This window comes from Halomonas sp. M4R1S46, assembly GCF_025725685.1.
Taxonomy (GTDB): Bacteria; Pseudomonadota; Gammaproteobacteria; order Pseudomonadales; family Halomonadaceae; genus Halomonas.
The window spans coordinates 2,678,249-2,693,977 of sequence record NZ_CP107008.1; the positions used below are offsets into that span (position 1 = coordinate 2,678,249).

Consider the following 15,729-nt stretch of genomic DNA (forward strand, 5'->3'; position numbering starts at 1 on the left):
CCGGGTCCCGCGGCCGGGCAGGCAATCGCCGCATGATAGCCATCCCGGGGCGCGCTGGCGAGCCCCCCTCAATGGAGCTGGCGGCCGTCGCCGGGCAGGGTGTCCACGTGCATCGGCGCCCAGTGCCGGGGCCGCGCCCCGGGAAAGTCGAGGCTCGCCCAGGGACCGGCCAGGGGCGGGGCGGCGACCAGCCAGCTCACCAGGGCCTGGCGGAAGCCGGCCAGGAAGGCCTCGCGCTCCGCCGTCTCGCCCATGAAGAAGGAGAAGCCGGCGTAGAGCCCCCGGGCATACGCGTCCCAGCCGCCATAGTGCTGGGCGGCCAGGCCATGGGCGCGTTCCAGCAGTTCGAGGAAGTCCCCCTCGTCGAGCCAGCCCAGCTGACGGCCGGCGATCGCCAGGTCCACCGCCTGGGCCAGGTCCCAGGCGGCCAGGTCCAGGTCGTTGCAGCCGTCCTCGTCGTCACGCACGCGCTGCAGGCGCAACAGGTGGTTGCGCTCCTCCTCGCCGCACTCGCCGGACTCCAGGATGACGATCTCCGACTGCAGGCGGGTCTGGTTGAGGGTGTAGGGGGCATAGTTGATCTGGTACTCCTGGCGATCCCCGACCTCCAGCAGGTAGTCGAGGAACTCGCCGAGCTCGGCCGGGCCATGGAGGCCATAGTGGCTGTCGACCCATTCGCGGATGGAGACACACTCCCGCTCGCTCTCCGGCTGGGGGAGGCTCCAGGCGGCACTGTTGAGCGGTCCCACCAGGGCCATGGCGGTGAAGTGCGTCAGGTTCGGACGGGGACCGGGCTCCTGCCACTCCCGGAGCCGCCAGTCCAGCCAGTGAAAGAGACTGCCCGGGTCGTCCAGGTGCCAGCGAATCTCGGCGACCAGCGAGGGCTGGTCGGGCTCGGGCAGCAGCGCCTCCCAGTGGGCCCAGGCCGACAGCAGGCGCCGGGCATCGGGGTAGAAGCGGCACAGCGAGCCGTGCAGCGAGGCGGCCAGCGCCGCCAGTCGCTCACCATCGAAGAGCCCGCTGTCCATGGCCATCTGCAGGTGGAAGGCGTACTTCTCGGCCATGTGGATGGTCGCGGCATAGCGGCTGGCGCGCCCCAGGGCGTCACGGTCGGCGAGGTCGGCCGGGGCGGCGTGGCCGAAGGACGTCTGGGCCGGCGGCAGGGCGCCATGGGCGGCATCCGCCGCCAGCTGGTTGAGGTGATGGGCCTGGGCCGGCAACCAGTAGCGGGACAGGGCCTCGACGCCCTCGTCGGCATGCAGGTCGAGCGTCTCGGCGAGATAGCCCCGGGCATCCTCCCGGCGCGCCGGGGGCAGCGGCGGGTCGATGCCCTGGCGCCCCGCCAGTTCGGGTTCGCGTATCGCGGCCAGGGCCAGCACCCAGTGGCGGGGATCCCGGCGCCAGGCGCGCATGGCCGACCGCGAGGCTTCCAGCGTCGCCTCGTCGACCAGCCCCTGCAGGGGGGGCTTCCAGGGACTCACCGGGGACTGCAGCAGCAGCGCCCAGTCGGCGGCCAGCTCGCCGAGCAGGTCGCGGGCCTCGAAGAGGCTGCGGCCACGCTGGTAGGCCCGTGCCAGGGCCGACCAGTCGCTGTAGCGTCGCATCACCAGATCCGTCCCGTGCGCCGCGAAATCGCGGGCCTCTGTCTCGTCGAGCCAACCCAGGCAGCCGCCGGCCCAGGCCAGGTCGACCAGCCGCAGCCAGTCCCAGGCGGCCCACTCCAGGGGCTCGCCCCGCTCCACGAATCCCAGCAGCACGCGGCCCGCCGCGACCTCCCGGGGCGCGAGTCCCTCGAGCCAGGCCTGCCGCTCGGGGGCGCCGGCCGCCAGCAGACGGGTGGCATCGAGATCCCAGGCCTGCCGGTCGCCCTGGGCGGCGAGCCACAGCAGCACCCGGATCAGCTCGTCGCGACCGGTGACCTGCCAGTCCTCCGCCAGCCAGGTCGCCAATCCCTGCCAGTCGAGGGGCGAGGCCGGCAGCTCCAGCACCGGGGAGAAGGCCGCGCGCAGGCGCCAGATCCGCTCCTCGGAGGCCTCCGGCCAGAGCACGAGAGGGCGACGATTGACCACCAGCCACTCCCGCAGCATGTCCCAGGTCACGCCCTCCCCCTCGTGCTCGAGGGTCGCCAGGGCATCACAGGCCTCGCCGAAGCCGTCATCGCCGCGTACCCAGCCTTCGACGCTGCGCGCCCGGCACAGGGCCGCGAGCCAGTCGTCCAGTTCCGGGTGGTGGGCGCTGATCTCCTCGGCCAGGCGTTGGGCCCAGTCACGGGCCCGGGATTCGCTGAGCCACCCCGCCGCCCCGGCCAGCGCCGTGACCTCCAGCGCCGACAGCAGCCGCGCCGGGTCGGGATCGCCGATCCCCAGGGCCTCCAGCAGGCGCCAGCCCAGTTCGCCGCGGTCGACGACACCCAGGTCCCCCAGGCGGGCCACGGCCACCTCGGGTTCCAGCGTCAGGGGATCGGGCGCGAAGGCCCAGTCACACAGCACCAGCTGCTGGGCCCACCAGGCATTCAAGGGATCGACCAAGGCTCACCTCGCCATACTTCCGGATCGGGTAACGGACGCGCCCACCGTGCTTCGTTACGGCCCAGGGGCGCCACACACAATAATTCGGCGACATAGTGTAACGGAAAGCGCAGGCTCGCGCCGATGCCCCGGATCGCTTCACGACGAAAGGCCGGGACAGCGGGCTTGGCGTATTGTTTTAAATAATGCACACTCGTCAAACAACATGACCACCCCGAGTCGGAGAGCCCATGAACGCCGAATCCGAGCTGTTGATCGACAAGGCCTATGTCGCCGGCCACTGGCGCGACGCCGAGCGCCGCTTCCCTGTCACCGACCCGGCCACCGGCGAGGTCCTGGCCGAGGTCCCCGACCTCACCGCCGAGGATGCCCGGGCGGCCGTGGCCGCCGCCGAGGCCGCCTGGCCGGCCTGGCGTCGTCAGACGGCCAAGCAGCGCGCCGCCCTGCTGCGCGGCTGGTTCGAGCGCATCATGGCCCACCAGGACGCCCTGGCGCGGCTGATGACCCGCGAGCAGGGCAAGCCCCTGGCCGAGTCCCGGGGCGAGGTGGCCTACGGCGCCAGCTTCGTCGAGTTCTACGCCGAGGAAGCCAAGCGCGTGGCGGGCGAGACCCTGCCCAGTCACGGCGCCGACAAGCGCATCCTGGTGTTCCGCGAGCCGATCGGGGTGGTCGCGGCCATCACCCCCTGGAACTTCCCCCTGGCGATGATCACCCGCAAGTGCGCCCCGGCGCTGGCCGCCGGCTGCCCGGTGGTGATCAAGCCGGCCGAGGCCACGCCACTGACCGCCCTGGCGCTGGCCAAGCTGGCCGAGGACGCCGGCTTCCCCGCCGGGGTCATCAACGTGGTGACGGCCTCGCGCCCCGCCGAGATCGGCGAGGTGCTGACCACCGACCCGCGGGTGCGCAAGGTTTCCTTCACCGGCTCCACCGCAGTGGGCAAGCGGCTGCTGACCCAGTGCGCCGGCACCGTCAAGAAGGCCTCCATGGAGCTCGGCGGCAACGCGCCCTTCATCGTCTTCGATGATGCCGATCTGGACGCCGCGGTGGAAGGCGCCGTGGCCTCGAAGTTCCGCAATTCCGGCCAGACCTGCGTGTGCACCAACCGCCTGCTGGTCCAGGCCGGCGTCTACGAGGCCTTCCTCGACAAGCTGGCGGCCCGGGTGGCCGAGCTCCAGGTGGGCAACGGTCTCGACGAGGGCGTGGTCCAGGGCCCGCTGATCAACCACGCGGCCGTGGACAAGGTCCGCGACCATATCGCCGATGCCCTGGCCAAGGGCGGACGCCTGGTCTGCGGCGGCGAGCCCCACGCCCTGGGCGGAACCTTCTTCCAGCCCACGGTGATCGGCGAGGTGACCGACACCATGCGGGTCGCCAGCGAGGAGACCTTCGGCCCGCTGGCCCCGGTGTTCCGCTTCGAGCGGGACGAGGACGCCGTGGCCATGGCCAATGCCACCGAATTCGGCCTGGCCGCCTACTTCTATGCCCGGGACTACCGGCGCATCTGGCGGGTCATGGAGGGCCTGGAATACGGCATGGTGGCGGTGAACGAAGGCATCCTCTCCACCGAACTCGCGCCGTTCGGCGGCGTCAAGGAATCGGGCCTGGGTCGTGAGGGATCGCACCACGGTCTGGACGAGTACACTGAACTAAAATACGTCTGTGTCGGCGGCCTGTAATCGCCCGCAACGCTTTTCCCAACTGGAGACAACTCATGACCAACGCCCAACTCAACGAGCTCAAGCAGCGCTATGTCGCCAGCGGCGCCGCGAGCCCGGCCACCCAGTTTGCCGACCGAGCCGAGAATGCCCTGATCTGGGATGCCGACGGCAATCGCATCATCGACTTCGCCGGCGGCATCGGGGTGCTCAACATCGGCCATCGCCATCCCAAGGTGGTCCAGGCGGTCAAGGACCAGCTCGACCGCGTGATGCACACCTGCCAGACGGTGATGCCCTACGAGGGCTACGTGAAGGTGGCCGAGAAGCTCAGTCAGGTCACCCCGGTGCGCGGCCATGCCAAGGTGATGCTGGCCAACTCCGGGGCCGAGGCCCTGGAGAACGCGGTCAAGGTCGCCCGCGCGGCCACCGGCAAGAACAACGTCATCTGCTTCGACGGCGGCTACCACGGCCGAACCTTCATGACCATGGCCATGAACGGCAAGGTCGCCCCCTACGCCACCGACTTCGGCAGCATGCCGGGCAACGTCTTCCGCGCGCCCTACCCGGTGCCCTACCACGGCGTCAGCGAGGACGAGGCGCTGCGCGGCCTGAAGATGGCCCTGAAGACCGATGCCAACCCCAGGGACACCGCGGCGATCGTGCTCGAGCCGGTGCTCGGCGAGGGCGGCTTCTACCCGGCGCCGGCCAGCTTCCTCAAGGCGATCCGCGAGCTCTGCGACGAGCACGGCATGCTGATGATCGTCGACGAGGTGCAGTCCGGCTTCGGGCGCACCGGCAAGATGTTCGCCATCGAGCACAGCGGCGTGGAACCGGACATCATCGCCATGGCCAAGAGCATGGCCGACGGCATGCCGATCTCCGCCGTGGTGGGCACCGACAAGCACATGGATGCCTCCGGCGGCAACTCGCTGGGCGGCACCTACACCGGCAGCCCGGTCTCCTGTGCCGCCACCCTGGCGGTTCTCGAGGTCTTCGAGCAGGAAGGCATCCTCGAGAAGAGCCAGGCACTGGGCGACAAGCTGGCCCAGCGCTTCGCGACGTGGCAGCGGGACTTCACCTGCGTCGACAATGCCCGCAACATGGGCGCCATGGCGGCCATCGACCTGGTCGCCGACAAGGCCAACCACACCCCGGATGCGGACCTGGCCGGCGCCCTGTGCAAGAAGGCCCGCGAGAAGGGGCTGATCCTGCTGTCCTGCGGACTCTACGGCAACACCATCCGCTTCCTGATGCCGATCACCATCGAGGACGAGATCCTCGAGGAAGGCCTGGCCATCATCGAGGAGTCCCTCGAGGAACTGGTGGGCAGCAAGAGCGCCGCCAGCGCCTGATCCCCGTGCCCGGGGCCTCGCCCCGGGCCTGGCTCACACGGCCGGATGCGCTCAGGGCGCGTCCGGCTCCCCGCCGGCCAGGTGCTCGGCCATTTCCGTCACGCCGATGCGCCGTCCCGCGATGTAGAAGACCTCGTCCCCCGGGTGCACCAGGGCATCGTCGTCGGGGTTCAGGGTCGGATGCAGCTCCCCCGCCTGACGAATGGCGATCAACGCAGCACGACAGCGCGCGCGCAGCCGACCGGCCAGCCGGTCGACCCGCAGCGGACCCGTCACGCCGTCGAGCCGGGTCGAATACTGGGTCTGCGCCTGGTCGACATCGACCAGCTGGCGCAGCACCTCCTCGCTGCCCGGATCGATCGCGGCCTTCACCAGCATCTTCTGGTGGAGCGAGGGAATCACGTTGACCTTGGGGCAATGGGTCTCGAGCAGGCGCCCCACCATCTGGTTCTTCACGTAGGCAGTGATGATGCAGCGCTCGGCGACGATGGCCGCCAGGTGCATGCACACCAGGTTGGTCTCGCTGTCGTCCTCCACGTCGACCACCACCAGGGCGGCATCCTTGACCGAGGCCCGCTCGTAGAGGGTCTCGTCGCTCAGGCTGGCGGCCCGGAAGTACTCTACCCCCTGTTCGAGGAAGGGGTTCTTGGCCGGCGCGGCCTCGTCCACGCAGAGCGCCAGCAGCTGCCCTTCCCGGGCCTCTTCACGGACCTGCGCGACCAGCGATTCGGTATAGGCGTTGAAGCCGACGATGACGATGTGATCCTGCTGCATGATCGATTGCTCTCCGTAGAGGCGCCTGGTGAACTGGGAGATGACGGAGGCCGAGGCCTTGCCGAGCAGGGTAGCGAATAGCCCGACCCCGGCCGGGATGATGAAGAGCGCGACCATCAGCTGCCCGGCCGGGGTCACCGGCGAGGCGTCGCCGTAGCCCACGGTGGAGACCGTCACGATCATGTAGTAGAGGAAGGCCGTGGGGGAGGCGACCAGCGCCTGCTCGCCGGTGACTGACAGGCCCGCGTAGGCGAGCAGCAGGTAGGCGATCAGCAACAGCCCGAGCAGCCCCCAGCCCATGTCGGCGATGCCGCGCATCAGGGCCGTGCTGATCCGTTTGAGTAGGTACATGCGATCCTCGTGGTGATGCCCTCACCGACCCATGGCCGGTGAACGGCGAGACCCGCCCGCGCTCGCCCGGCGGGCGGGTCGCCGACGACGCGTCAGGCCTTCTTGACCTTGGCGATCACCCAGAGCAGCACCACGGCCCCCACCACGGCGGTGACCAGCGAGCCGATGAAGCCCCCGGCCTGGAGGCCGAGGAGGCTGAAGAGGCCACCGCCGACCACTGCGCCGACGACCCCCACCCCGATATTGCCCAGCAGGCCGAAGCCGCCGCCGCGCATGATATGGCCGGCGATCCAGCCTGCCAGGCCGCCGATGATCAACCAGGCGATGATGCCCATGCCGTTCTCCTTTCCGGTTGGTGATCCCTGGATGGTGCCCGGACTCGCGGTCAGAAGGAAGACCCCGGACGTTCCAGGAAGGCCAGCTCCTCCGGCGTGGAAGGGCGTCCCAGCATGGCGTTGCGATGGGGATAGCGGCCGAAGCGAGAGAGGATCTCCCGATGCCGATGCGCGAAGCGCAGGCTGTCCTCGAGGCCCGGCTGGTCGAACAGGTGTAGCGCCTCCTCGTGGATGACCAGCGATTCACTGTGCATGTAGGGCATATAGAGGAAGGCCCGCTCGTGGACGGAGAGTTCGGCATCGTCGCCCCGGGCCACCGCTTCCTGGGCCAGCACCAGGGCCATTGGATCGGCGGCGAAGGCCTCGCCGGTATCGCGATGGATATGGCGCGAGAACTGGTCGAGGACGAGCACCTCGGCCAGCCGACCGCGGGGCGAGCGGCGCCACGCCCAGAACTCCCCCCGGCGTGCCGCCGCCAGGGTGGCGGCGAAGCGCCGGGCGATCTCGGCATCGAGTTCGGGGTCCTTGCGGAACCACTGGCCCGGGGCGAGCGCGCCGAACCAGAAGTCGAGTACCGTCTTTGCCTGCCTGCCGGCCATGGCGTCGCAGCCTCCCTGTCGAGACGGGCCCCATGCGGGTCCCGACTGGTATCATCCCCGGCCTTGCAGTCGCGACACGCCCTTCACTCACCGCCTGAAGAGACCCATGACCGCCTATCAACTCCTCCAGATGCTCGGCTACGCCCTCAACATCGTCGGCCTGGTGGTCTGCATCGCCGGCCTGACCCTGGCGAAGCGCGAGCGGCATCGGCTGGTTGGCCGCCTGCTCGCCGTCCTCGGCTTCCTGATCGCCGCCTCGCCGGTCCTGGTGCAACTGCTGGGACTGGTCGAACCCGTCCCCACGGGGGTTGTCCCACCCCCTTGATGCTAGACGAAAGGCGTATAGCGTGCACGGGGCAGTCCACTAGACTGCCCCGTCAACGTTGTAAACTTACTTAAATTATAGCCGCTTCATTGGACGACGCCGCAATTCTTCGCCAAATGTAAGGATTTTTCCGATATGCATGCCCTGACCCTCGCTTCCTTCCTGTTCTTCACGGGACTGGTCGCCTTCATTACCTGGCGCATCACCCGCCGCGACGATCACACCAGCACCGGCGGCATGTTCCTCGCCGGACGCAGCCTGACCTTCCCCTTGATCGCCGGCTCCCTGCTGATGACCAACCTCTCCACCGAGCAGATGGTGGGGCTCAACGGCTCGGCCTTCAGCGACGGCCTGAGCGTGATGGCCTGGGAGGTGGTGGCGGTCATCGCCCTGGTGGCGCTGGCGCTGTTCTTCCTGCCGCGCTTCTTGCGGAGCGGTATCGCCACCCTGCCGCAACTGCTGGAGATCCGCTTCGACAGGGGCACCCAGCTGATCTGCAACGTGATCTTCCTGATCGCCTATGCGGTGATCCTGCTGCCGATCATCCTCTATTCCGGCGCCATGGGCCTGCAGGGCATGCTCGACCTGCACGGCCTGACCGGCATCCAGTCCGATACCGCCCTGCTGTGGCTCACGGTCTGGGTCGTCGGCCTCATCGGCGCGGTCTACGCCCTGTTCGGCGGCCTGCGCACCGTGGCCGTCTCCGACACCCTGAACGGCGTGGGCCTGCTGACCGGCGGCTTCGTGATCGTCTACTTCGGCCTCCAGGCGATCAGCGACGGCAACGGCGTCATCGCCGGCTGGGAAATCCTCAAGGCAACCAACCCCGACAAGCTCGACTCCATCGGCCGGGCCGACCAGCAGGTGCCCTTCTTCACCCTGTTCACCGGCGTCTTCCTGATCAACGTCTTCTACTGGACCACCAACCAGCAGATCATCCAGCGGACCTTCGCCGCCAGGACCCTGGCCGAGGGCCAGAAGGGCGTGCTGCTGACCGGCTTCTTCAAGCTGCTCGGGCCGCTGTACCTGGTGCTGCCCGGCATCATCGCCTACCACCTCTATGCGGATCAGGGCGTCGTGGCCGACGAGGCCTACGGCCACCTGGTGTTCAACGTGCTGCCCGCGCCGCTCACCGGCTTCTTCGCCGCGGTGATGGTCGGCGCCATCCTCTCGTCGTTCAACTCGGCCCTGAACTCCACCACCACCCTGTTCAGCCTGGGGCTCTACAAGGCCGTGCTCAACAAGGAGGCCAGCGACGCGCAGGTGGTGCGCTCGAGCAAGGTCTTCGGCTGGATCATGGCGATCGCGGCCATGACCATCGCCCCGCTGCTGGCGGGCCAGGAGAGCCTGTTCAGCTACCTGCAGAAGATGAACGCCATCTACTTCATCCCCATCCTCGCCGTGGTGGTGGTGGGCCTGCTGACCCGCCGCGTCCCGCCCATGGCGGCCAAGATCGCGCTGATCGGCGGCTGTCTGTTGATCTTCGCCGGCTACTTCATCCCGCCCTTCGACAAGCTGCCGGTGGTGATGCACGAGTTCCACTTCGTGGCCCTGGTGTTCGCGCTGCTGGTGGCGGTGATGCTGATCATCGGCAGACTGCGTCCCCGCGAGACCCCCTGGGTGCACGAGGACAGCGGCGCGGTCGACCTGACGCCCTGGAAGGGCGCGGTGCCGGCCGGCATCGTGCTGCTGATCCTGGTGGTCGCGATCTACGTCGCCTTCGCCGGCTGACCGCGCCCCGCCCGACCGACCCCTGCGACGCCCTGCCCCCTGGCAGGGCGTCGCGTTTGCGCCCTTCGCGACACGGTGGGAAGATTCAAGGTCGAGCCGTCGGGGAGCCCCAGCATGAGCCTCCCCCTGCCATGGAGGCCCCATGCCCCTCGCCGTGTCCCTGCTGTCGCTGTGCCAGGCCCTGCTGATCAGCGGCAACATCCTGCTGATCGCCGTATCGCCGCTGATCGGCGCCGCCCTGGCGCCCGCTCCCGCCTGGTCCACCGCGCCGGTGGCGACCCAGTGGCTGGGCCTGATGTGCGCCACCATCCCGGCCTCGCTGATCATGGCCCGACTGGGCCGGCGCCGCGGCTTCATGCTCGGCAACCTGCTGGGGCTGGCCGGGGTGGGCCTGGCGGTACAGGCCCTGAGCGGCGAACGCTTCCTGCTCTTCCTGGTGGCCACCTGGCTGATCGGCATCGGCATCGGCTTCGGTCAGCTCTACCGCTTCGCGGCGGTGGAGGCGGCGCCGGCCAGCCTGCGCGACCGCGCCATCGGCCTGGTGATGGGCGGCGGGGTGCTGGCCGCCTTCTTCGGCCCCTGGCTGGCCCGGCACAGCCGGGAACTGGCCGAGGTCCCCTTCCTGGGCAGCTTCCTGGGGCTCGGCGGCCTCTACCTGCTGGCCCTGGTCGTGCTGTCGCTGATCCGCCTGCCCCCGCCGGAGCGCACCCATGGCGGGGGCGAAGCCCGGCCCCTCGGCGAGATCCTGCGCCAGCCGACCTTCATCGTCGCGGTGACGGCGGCGCTGATCGGCTACGGGGTGATGAACCTGGCGATGACCGCCACGCCCCTGGCGATGTCCGCGGCGGGCCTGGCCTTCGATCATGTGGCCACCACCATCCAGTGGCACGTGGTGGCGATGTTCCTGCCCTCCTTCGTCACCGGTCGGCTCACCGCCCGCTTCGGCCCCGGCCGCATGATCCTCGCCGGCTGCGCCCTGCTCGTCGCCAGCGCCCTGGTGGCCCACCTCGAGGCCGGCCTCGGGGGCTTCCATGCCGGCCTGATCCTGCTCGGCCTGGGCTGGAACTTCACCTTCCTGCCGGCCACCGGGCTGCTCACCGAGGCCTATCGCCCCGCCGAGAAGGCGCGCACCCAGGCCGCCAACGAGTTCCTGGTCTTCACCACCGTGACCCTGACCGCCCTGCTCGCCGGCCCGCTCGTCACCGCGCTGGGCTGGGGCCGCCTGAACGCAATGTTGCTGCCGCTGTGCCTGCTGCCGGTCCTGGCCCTGGCCTGGCGGCACCTTGTGATGCGCCGCCAGGGCCCCCAGATCACCCCCCACTGATCGCCGACACGGACGCCACGCCATGCGCCAACCCCTGACACGGGAACTGCACGACCTGCTGGAGCGCGGCCGGGACCGCCAGCTGCGCCTGGCGGTGACCGGCCTGTCGCGCTCGGGCAAGACCGCCTTCCTCACCTCGCTGGTCAACCAGCTGCGCCATGCCGGCCTCGAGGCCCGCCTGGACCTGCTGCCGGCGGCCCGGGACGGCCGCCTGCTCGGGGCCCGGCGTGTCGAGCAGCACGACCTCGGCGTGCCCCGTTTCCCCTTCGACCGGGCCATGTCGGCCCTGGACGACCGCCCGCCCCGCTGGCCCGAGCCCACCCGGGGCATCAGCGAGCTGCGCCTGGTACTGCGCTACCGGCCACGGCGGCCCGGGCTGATGGGCGGCGAGACCCGCCGCCTGACCCTGGACCTGTTCGACTATCCCGGCGAGTGGCTGCTCGACCTGCCGCTGCTGGGCCACGACTACCCGAGCTGGTGCCGATCCCAGACCGGCCATGGCGACGCCCGTGAGGCCCTCTTCGCCGACTGGCAGCGGGAGGTGGCGACCCTGGACCCGGCCCAGGAGGTCGACGAGGGCCGCCTGGCCGAGATCGCCGAGCGCTATGCCGCGGGGCTCAGGGCGGCCCGGGAGGCCGGCTTCTCGGACCTCCAGCCGGGCCGCTTCCTGCTGCCCGGCGAGCTCGAGGGGGCCCCGGTACTGCAGTTCTTCCCCCTGCCGGGCATCGCCGACGCCGATCCCGCGCAGCTGGCCCAGCTGCCGCCGGAGAGTCTCTATGCCACCCTGGCGCGACGCTTCCGCCACTACCAGCAGCATATCGTGCGGCCCTTCTACCGGGACCACTTCCGCCACTTCGACCGCCAGATCGTCCTGGTGGATATCCTCGGCGCGCTGAATGCCGGCCCGGAACGCTTCGAGGACCTGTCCCGAGCGCTGGGCCGGCTGATGCAGAGCTTCGACTATGGCCGGCGCAGCCTGCTGTCGCGGCTGTTCGCTCCGCGCATCGACCGCCTGGCCATCGCCGCCACCAAGGCGGATCATGTCACCCCGGAGCAGCACCCGCGGATGACCGGGCTGATCGAGACCCTGCTGGCCGAGCCGCTCAAGGACCTGCACTTCGCCAACGTGCCGGTGCGCGCCCTGTCGCTGGCCGCCATCCGCGCCACCGAGGCCCGCGAGGTCCATCACCAGGGCCAGCGGCAGCCGGCCCTGCGCGGGATCACCCTGGCGGGCGAGGAGGCCCTGCTGTTTCCCGGCGAGGTGCCGAGCCGCCTGCCCGACGCCGACTTCTGGGCCCGCCAGGGCTTCACCTTCACCGCCTTCCGCCCGTTGCCCCGGGACGCTGGCGCCCTGCCGCACATCCGCATGGACGCCGCCCTGGACTGGCTGATCGGAGACAAGCTGCAATGACCGCGCCCCGCGACACCGACCCCCGCCCCGGTCGACGCTTCACCCTGGAGGACCGCCCGGCGCCCGAACCCCCGGCCCCCGGCCAGGCCTTCGCCCCGGATCACGACAGCCGTCCCCTGAGCGTGACAGACGCGCCGGCGGGCCAGGCCGAACAGGCCATGAGCGAGAGTCTGGCCGCCCCCCGGCGTCGTCGCTGGGGCCTGCTGGCGCTGCTGGTCGCGGGGCTCGGCCTCGGCACGGCGGAGCTGGTCCTGTCCCTGCCGACGACACTGGCCGCGGATGACTGGCTGGGGCTCGGCTGGAGCCTGGTAGGCCTGGGAGCCATCGGCGTCGGGGCCGGCGCCCTGGGACGGGAGTTGTGGCGACTGCGCCGGCTTCGCCGGCACGAGCGACTGCGCGAGGCCCTGGCCGCCCTGCCCGAGGCCTCCCCGCGCCAGGCCATGGCCACGGCACAGGCCCTGCGCCGGCGCCTGTCCCTGGACGACGACCATCCCCACTGGCGGGGGTTTCTCGCGGCCCGGGAGGCCCATCATGACGGCGGCGACATCCAGGTCCTGCTGGCCCATCACCTGCTCGCGCCCCGGGACCGCGAGGCCCGCCGGCTGATCTCGCGGATGAGCGGCGAGACGGCGGTGATGGTGGCGGTCAGCCCGCTGACCCTGGTGGACATGGCGCTGGTGGCCTGGCGCCACCTGGCGCTCATCGACCGGCTCTGCCGGCTCTACGGGCTCGAGCTGGGCTATGCGGCACGCCTTCGCCTGTTGCGCCAGGTGCTGCGCGACATGGCCTTCGCCGGGGCCAGCGAGATGGCCGGCGAGGCGGGCATGGAGCTGCTGTCACTGAACCTGGCCGGCCGGCTGTCGACCCGGGCCGGCCAGGGGCTGGGGGTCGGCCTGCTCGGAGCCCGGCTGGGCCTGCGGGCCCAGCGGCTGACCCGCCCCCTGGCCTTCGCCGAGGCGGACCGGCCGCGGCTCGCCGACCTGCGCCGGGAGCTGTGGGGCCGGCTGCGCCGCCTCGAGACCCCGCCGGAGCGGTCCGGAGCTTGATGCAGGTCACCACGGCGAGGCCAAGGACGGCTAGGCTGGAGGATACCCCAACCGACACGCAAGGAGCTTCCCCATGTTCCAGTCCATCCTCGTCCCCATCGACGGCTCGGAACACTCGCGCCTGGCCCTCTGTGTGGCCTGCAAGCTGGCCCGCCAGGAAGACGGCCAACTCGTCCTGCTGCACGTTCCCGAGGCCCTGGAGCACGAACCCCTGCTGGTGTGGGGGCTCGGCGCGGTGCCCATGGAGGCTACCCTCGAGAAGCGCGAGACGGTCGGCCGGGAGCTGCTCGACAAGGCCAGCGAGGAGGCCCAGGCGCTGGGCGTCAAGGACGTCGAGACGGTGATCGGCAAGGGCAATCCCGCCCTGAACATCCTCGATCAGGCCAGGCAGCGCGGGGTGGATGCCATCGTCATGGGCAGCCGCGGGCTCGGCGACTTCAAGGGCCTGGTGGTGGGCAGCGTCTCCCACAAGGTCAGCCATGGCGCCGAGTGCCGCGTGATCACCATCCACTGAGCCCCGCTCGTCACGGCCTGGTGACCCCGCCGGCCGCAGTCACCAGGCTGAGGTGGCGGGTGTCCCCGTGCCAAGGAGGTGTCTGCCATGTTCCGCTCCATCCTGGTCCCCATCGATGGCTCCCCCCACGCGCGCAAGGCCCTCTCGCTGGCCTGCCAGCTGGCACGCCACCAGGAGGTCTTCCTGCTGCTGCTGCACATCCCCGAGGCCCTGCCCCACAACCCGCCGCTGGTCTGGGGCGTGGGGACCCAGGCGGTCGAGGCCTCGCGGGAGGAGCGGTCCCGCCAGGCGCAGCAGATGGTCGAGAAGGCCGCCGAGGAGGCACGCGACCTGGGTGCGCCCCATGTCGAGATGCTGATCCGTCAGGGCGACCCCACCCGCACTATCCTCGAGGTGGCCAAGGACCGGGACGTCGATGCCATCCTCATGGGCAGCCGCGGGCTGAGTGACCTGCGCGGGTTGCTCACCGGCAGCGTCTCCCACAAGGTCAGCCATGCCGCCGAGTGCAGCGTGATCACCGTGCACTGAGTGCCCTGGCGCTATGACGAGACATCGTGCCGGGCCAGCGCCGCCATGACGTCATGGCAGGCCCCCATGGTGTGGTAGTCGACCTTCCCCGCGGGGCTCTTCACGTCGGAGTAGCGCCGGTTGTCCGGGGTCAGGATGCGGTACCAGCCGCCATGACGATGGTCGATCAGGTGGCGCCAGCTGTAGTCCCAGAGCCGTTCGTACCAGCGCCAGTAGACGACCCGGCCGGTCCGTGCGCCGAGCAGCGCCGCCGCCGCCAGGCTCTCGGCCTGCACCCAGAAGTACTTGTCGCCGTCGCAGACCCGCTCCGCCGGATCCAGGCCGTAGACCAGGCCGCCATGCTCGCGGTCCCAGCCCGCGGTCACGCCGGACAGGAAGAGCCGCTCGGCGGTGGGCACCAGCCAGGCCTCGGGCCGGTGGCGATCGAGCATCACCAGCAGCTTGGCCCACTCGGTCTGGTGCCCGACCTGGTAGCCCCAGGGGCGGAAGAGGTGCGCCGGGTCGTCGCGGTTGTAGTCCCAGTCGGGCCGCCACTGGGTATCGTAGTGCTCCCAGATCCAGCCATGGGGATGGTCGCGATTGGTCGCCATGATGGCCCGGGCGATGGCCATCGCCTGGTCGAGAAAGTCGCTGTCGCCGGTGGCCTCATAGGCGGCGAGCAGCGCCTCGCAGCCGTGCATGTTGGCGTTCTGGCCGCGGTACTCGGCGAGTCGCCAGTGCCGGTCGGCCTCGTCGGCGAAGCGCTGCCAGCGCGGCTCCCAGAAGCGTTTCTGCAGCAGGCGATGGGTGGCATAGAGCCCCTCCCCGGCCGAGGCGATGCCGGCCCGCAGCGCCTCGGCATAGGCCAGCAGCACGAAGGCCAGCCCATAGCAGTGATGGGTGTCGTCCTCGACCACCCCGCCGTCCAGGGTCCAGGCATAGCCCTGGGTGGCGGTCTGGAAGTGGGCCCGCTCGAGGAAGGCCAGCCCGTGGCGGGCCCAGTGGCGATACTCCTCGCCACCACCGTGGCGGGCGAAGCGGGCATAGATGACCACGTAGCGGGCGCTGGAGACCAGGTGACGATGGTGGCGGTCGAGGATCTCGCCGTCGTCGAGCAGGTAGTGGAAGAAGCCGCCATGCGGGTCGATGGCCCGCGGGTGGTAGAAGGCCATCGTGCGGCGGACCTGGGCGTCGAGGAAGGCGGGGTCGTAGACGTTCATCGGGCCTCCGAGGGTCGGGGAAACTCCCAGCCTACGCCACCGGCCGGGCCCGGG

General features: G+C 70.3%; 14 protein-coding genes. 9 read left to right on the forward strand and 5 right to left on the reverse strand.

Annotated features, from left to right (window positions below; genetic code table 11):
• Window positions 1–68 precede the first annotated feature (68 nt).
• Entirely contained in the window at window positions 69–2,528 is a 2,460-nt protein-coding gene (locus tag OCT48_RS12575) for a DUF1266 domain-containing protein (protein WP_263589478.1), read from the reverse strand.
• 230 nt (window positions 2,529–2,758) lie between these two features.
• On the opposite strand from OCT48_RS12575, the gene OCT48_RS12580 reads away from it, so the two are divergent.
• Window positions 2,759–4,204 carry an NAD-dependent succinate-semialdehyde dehydrogenase gene (locus OCT48_RS12580; protein ID WP_263589479.1) on the forward strand — a complete coding sequence of 482 codons (1,446 nt, stop codon included), beginning with the start codon at window positions 2,759–2,761 and terminating at the stop codon, window positions 4,202–4,204.
• A 35-nt stretch (window positions 4,205–4,239) separates the two neighbouring features.
• Window positions 4,240–5,538 carry a 4-aminobutyrate--2-oxoglutarate transaminase gene (gabT, locus tag OCT48_RS12585; RefSeq protein ID WP_263589480.1) on the forward strand — a complete coding sequence of 433 codons (1,299 nt, stop codon included), beginning with the start codon at window positions 4,240–4,242 and terminating at the stop codon, window positions 5,536–5,538.
• Window positions 5,539–5,589: 51 nt separating this feature from the next.
• On the opposite strand, the gene OCT48_RS12590 is transcribed toward gabT, so the two are convergent.
• The 3 genes from OCT48_RS12590 to OCT48_RS12600 all read right to left on the reverse strand — a co-directional run bounded on the left by OCT48_RS12590 (window position 5,590) and on the right by OCT48_RS12600 (window position 7,597).
• Window positions 5,590–6,663 (reverse strand): ion channel, encoded by a 1,074-nt coding sequence (locus tag OCT48_RS12590; protein ID WP_263589481.1) that lies wholly within the window; start codon window positions 6,661–6,663, stop codon window positions 5,590–5,592.
• Between the two features lie 92 nt (window positions 6,664–6,755).
• Complete coding sequence (locus OCT48_RS12595; RefSeq protein WP_263589482.1) at window positions 6,756–6,998, reverse strand: GlsB/YeaQ/YmgE family stress response membrane protein; 243 nt, start codon at window positions 6,996–6,998, stop codon at window positions 6,756–6,758.
• A 50-nt stretch (window positions 6,999–7,048) separates the two neighbouring features.
• Window positions 7,049–7,597, reverse strand: a complete 549-nt coding sequence (locus OCT48_RS12600; RefSeq protein ID WP_263589483.1) for a DUF924 family protein — start codon at window positions 7,595–7,597, stop codon at window positions 7,049–7,051.
• A gap of 106 nt (window positions 7,598–7,703) precedes the next feature.
• Here OCT48_RS12600 and OCT48_RS12605 point away from each other — a divergent pair, with 106 nt between their 5' ends.
• The 7 genes from OCT48_RS12605 (at window position 7,704) to OCT48_RS12635 (ending at window position 14,476) form a co-directional block, all read left to right on the forward strand.
• Window positions 7,704–7,922 carry a hypothetical protein gene (locus OCT48_RS12605; RefSeq protein ID WP_263589484.1) on the forward strand — a complete coding sequence of 73 codons (219 nt, stop codon included), beginning with the start codon at window positions 7,704–7,706 and terminating at the stop codon, window positions 7,920–7,922.
• A gap of 135 nt (window positions 7,923–8,057) precedes the next feature.
• A complete protein-coding gene (locus tag OCT48_RS12610; protein ID WP_263589485.1) occupies window positions 8,058–9,653 on the forward strand; it encodes a solute:sodium symporter family transporter in 1,596 nt (531 codons plus the stop codon).
• 142 nt (window positions 9,654–9,795) lie between these two features.
• On the forward strand, window positions 9,796–10,977 hold the full coding sequence (locus OCT48_RS12615; RefSeq protein WP_263589486.1) for an MFS transporter: 1,182 nt from the start codon (window positions 9,796–9,798) through the stop codon (window positions 10,975–10,977).
• Between the two features lie 22 nt (window positions 10,978–10,999).
• Entirely contained in the window at window positions 11,000–12,388 is a 1,389-nt protein-coding gene (locus tag OCT48_RS12620) for a YcjX family protein (RefSeq protein ID WP_263589487.1), read from the forward strand.
• Window positions 12,385–13,434 (forward strand): TIGR01620 family protein, encoded by a 1,050-nt coding sequence (locus OCT48_RS12625; protein WP_263589488.1) that lies wholly within the window; start codon window positions 12,385–12,387, stop codon window positions 13,432–13,434. The genes OCT48_RS12620 and OCT48_RS12625 overlap by 4 nt, the downstream gene beginning before the upstream one ends.
• Window positions 13,435–13,507: 73 nt before the next feature.
• The gene (locus tag OCT48_RS12630; RefSeq protein WP_263589489.1) at window positions 13,508–13,948 is read left to right on the forward strand and encodes a universal stress protein; all 441 of its coding nucleotides are present in this window, start codon (window positions 13,508–13,510) and stop codon (window positions 13,946–13,948) included.
• Window positions 13,949–14,035: 87 nt separating this feature from the next.
• A complete protein-coding gene (locus tag OCT48_RS12635; RefSeq protein WP_263589490.1) occupies window positions 14,036–14,476 on the forward strand; it encodes a universal stress protein in 441 nt (146 codons plus the stop codon).
• Window positions 14,477–14,487: 11 nt separating this feature from the next.
• Here OCT48_RS12635 and OCT48_RS12640 read toward each other — a convergent pair whose 3' ends face one another.
• On the reverse strand, window positions 14,488–15,675 hold the full coding sequence (locus OCT48_RS12640; RefSeq protein ID WP_263589491.1) for an AGE family epimerase/isomerase: 1,188 nt from the start codon (window positions 15,673–15,675) through the stop codon (window positions 14,488–14,490).
• Window positions 15,676–15,729 lie beyond the last annotated feature (54 nt).

Bases quoted from the DNA above. Each gene is read 5' to 3' on its own strand.
- OCT48_RS12580 (WP_263589479.1), top strand. From the start codon at position 2,759: ATGAACGCCGAATCCGAGCTGTTGATCGACAAGGCCTATGTCGCCGGC.
- gabT (WP_263589480.1), top strand. From the start codon at position 4,240: ATGACCAACGCCCAACTCAACGAGCTCAAGCAGCGCTATGTCGCCAGC.
- OCT48_RS12590 (WP_263589481.1), bottom strand. From the start codon at position 6,663: ATGTACCTACTCAAACGGATCAGCACGGCCCTGATGCGCGGCATCGCC.
- OCT48_RS12595 (WP_263589482.1), bottom strand. From the start codon at position 6,998: ATGGGCATCATCGCCTGGTTGATCATCGGCGGCCTGGCAGGCTGGATC.
- OCT48_RS12600 (WP_263589483.1), bottom strand. From the start codon at position 7,597: ATGGCCGGCAGGCAGGCAAAGACGGTACTCGACTTCTGGTTCGGCGCG.
- OCT48_RS12605 (WP_263589484.1), top strand. From the start codon at position 7,704: ATGACCGCCTATCAACTCCTCCAGATGCTCGGCTACGCCCTCAACATC.
- OCT48_RS12610 (WP_263589485.1), top strand. From the start codon at position 8,058: ATGCATGCCCTGACCCTCGCTTCCTTCCTGTTCTTCACGGGACTGGTC.
- OCT48_RS12615 (WP_263589486.1), top strand. From the start codon at position 9,796: ATGCCCCTCGCCGTGTCCCTGCTGTCGCTGTGCCAGGCCCTGCTGATC.
- OCT48_RS12620 (WP_263589487.1), top strand. From the start codon at position 11,000: ATGCGCCAACCCCTGACACGGGAACTGCACGACCTGCTGGAGCGCGGC.
- OCT48_RS12625 (WP_263589488.1), top strand. From the start codon at position 12,385: ATGACCGCGCCCCGCGACACCGACCCCCGCCCCGGTCGACGCTTCACC.
- OCT48_RS12630 (WP_263589489.1), top strand. From the start codon at position 13,508: ATGTTCCAGTCCATCCTCGTCCCCATCGACGGCTCGGAACACTCGCGC.
- OCT48_RS12635 (WP_263589490.1), top strand. From the start codon at position 14,036: ATGTTCCGCTCCATCCTGGTCCCCATCGATGGCTCCCCCCACGCGCGC.
- OCT48_RS12640 (WP_263589491.1), bottom strand. From the start codon at position 15,675: ATGAACGTCTACGACCCCGCCTTCCTCGACGCCCAGGTCCGCCGCACG.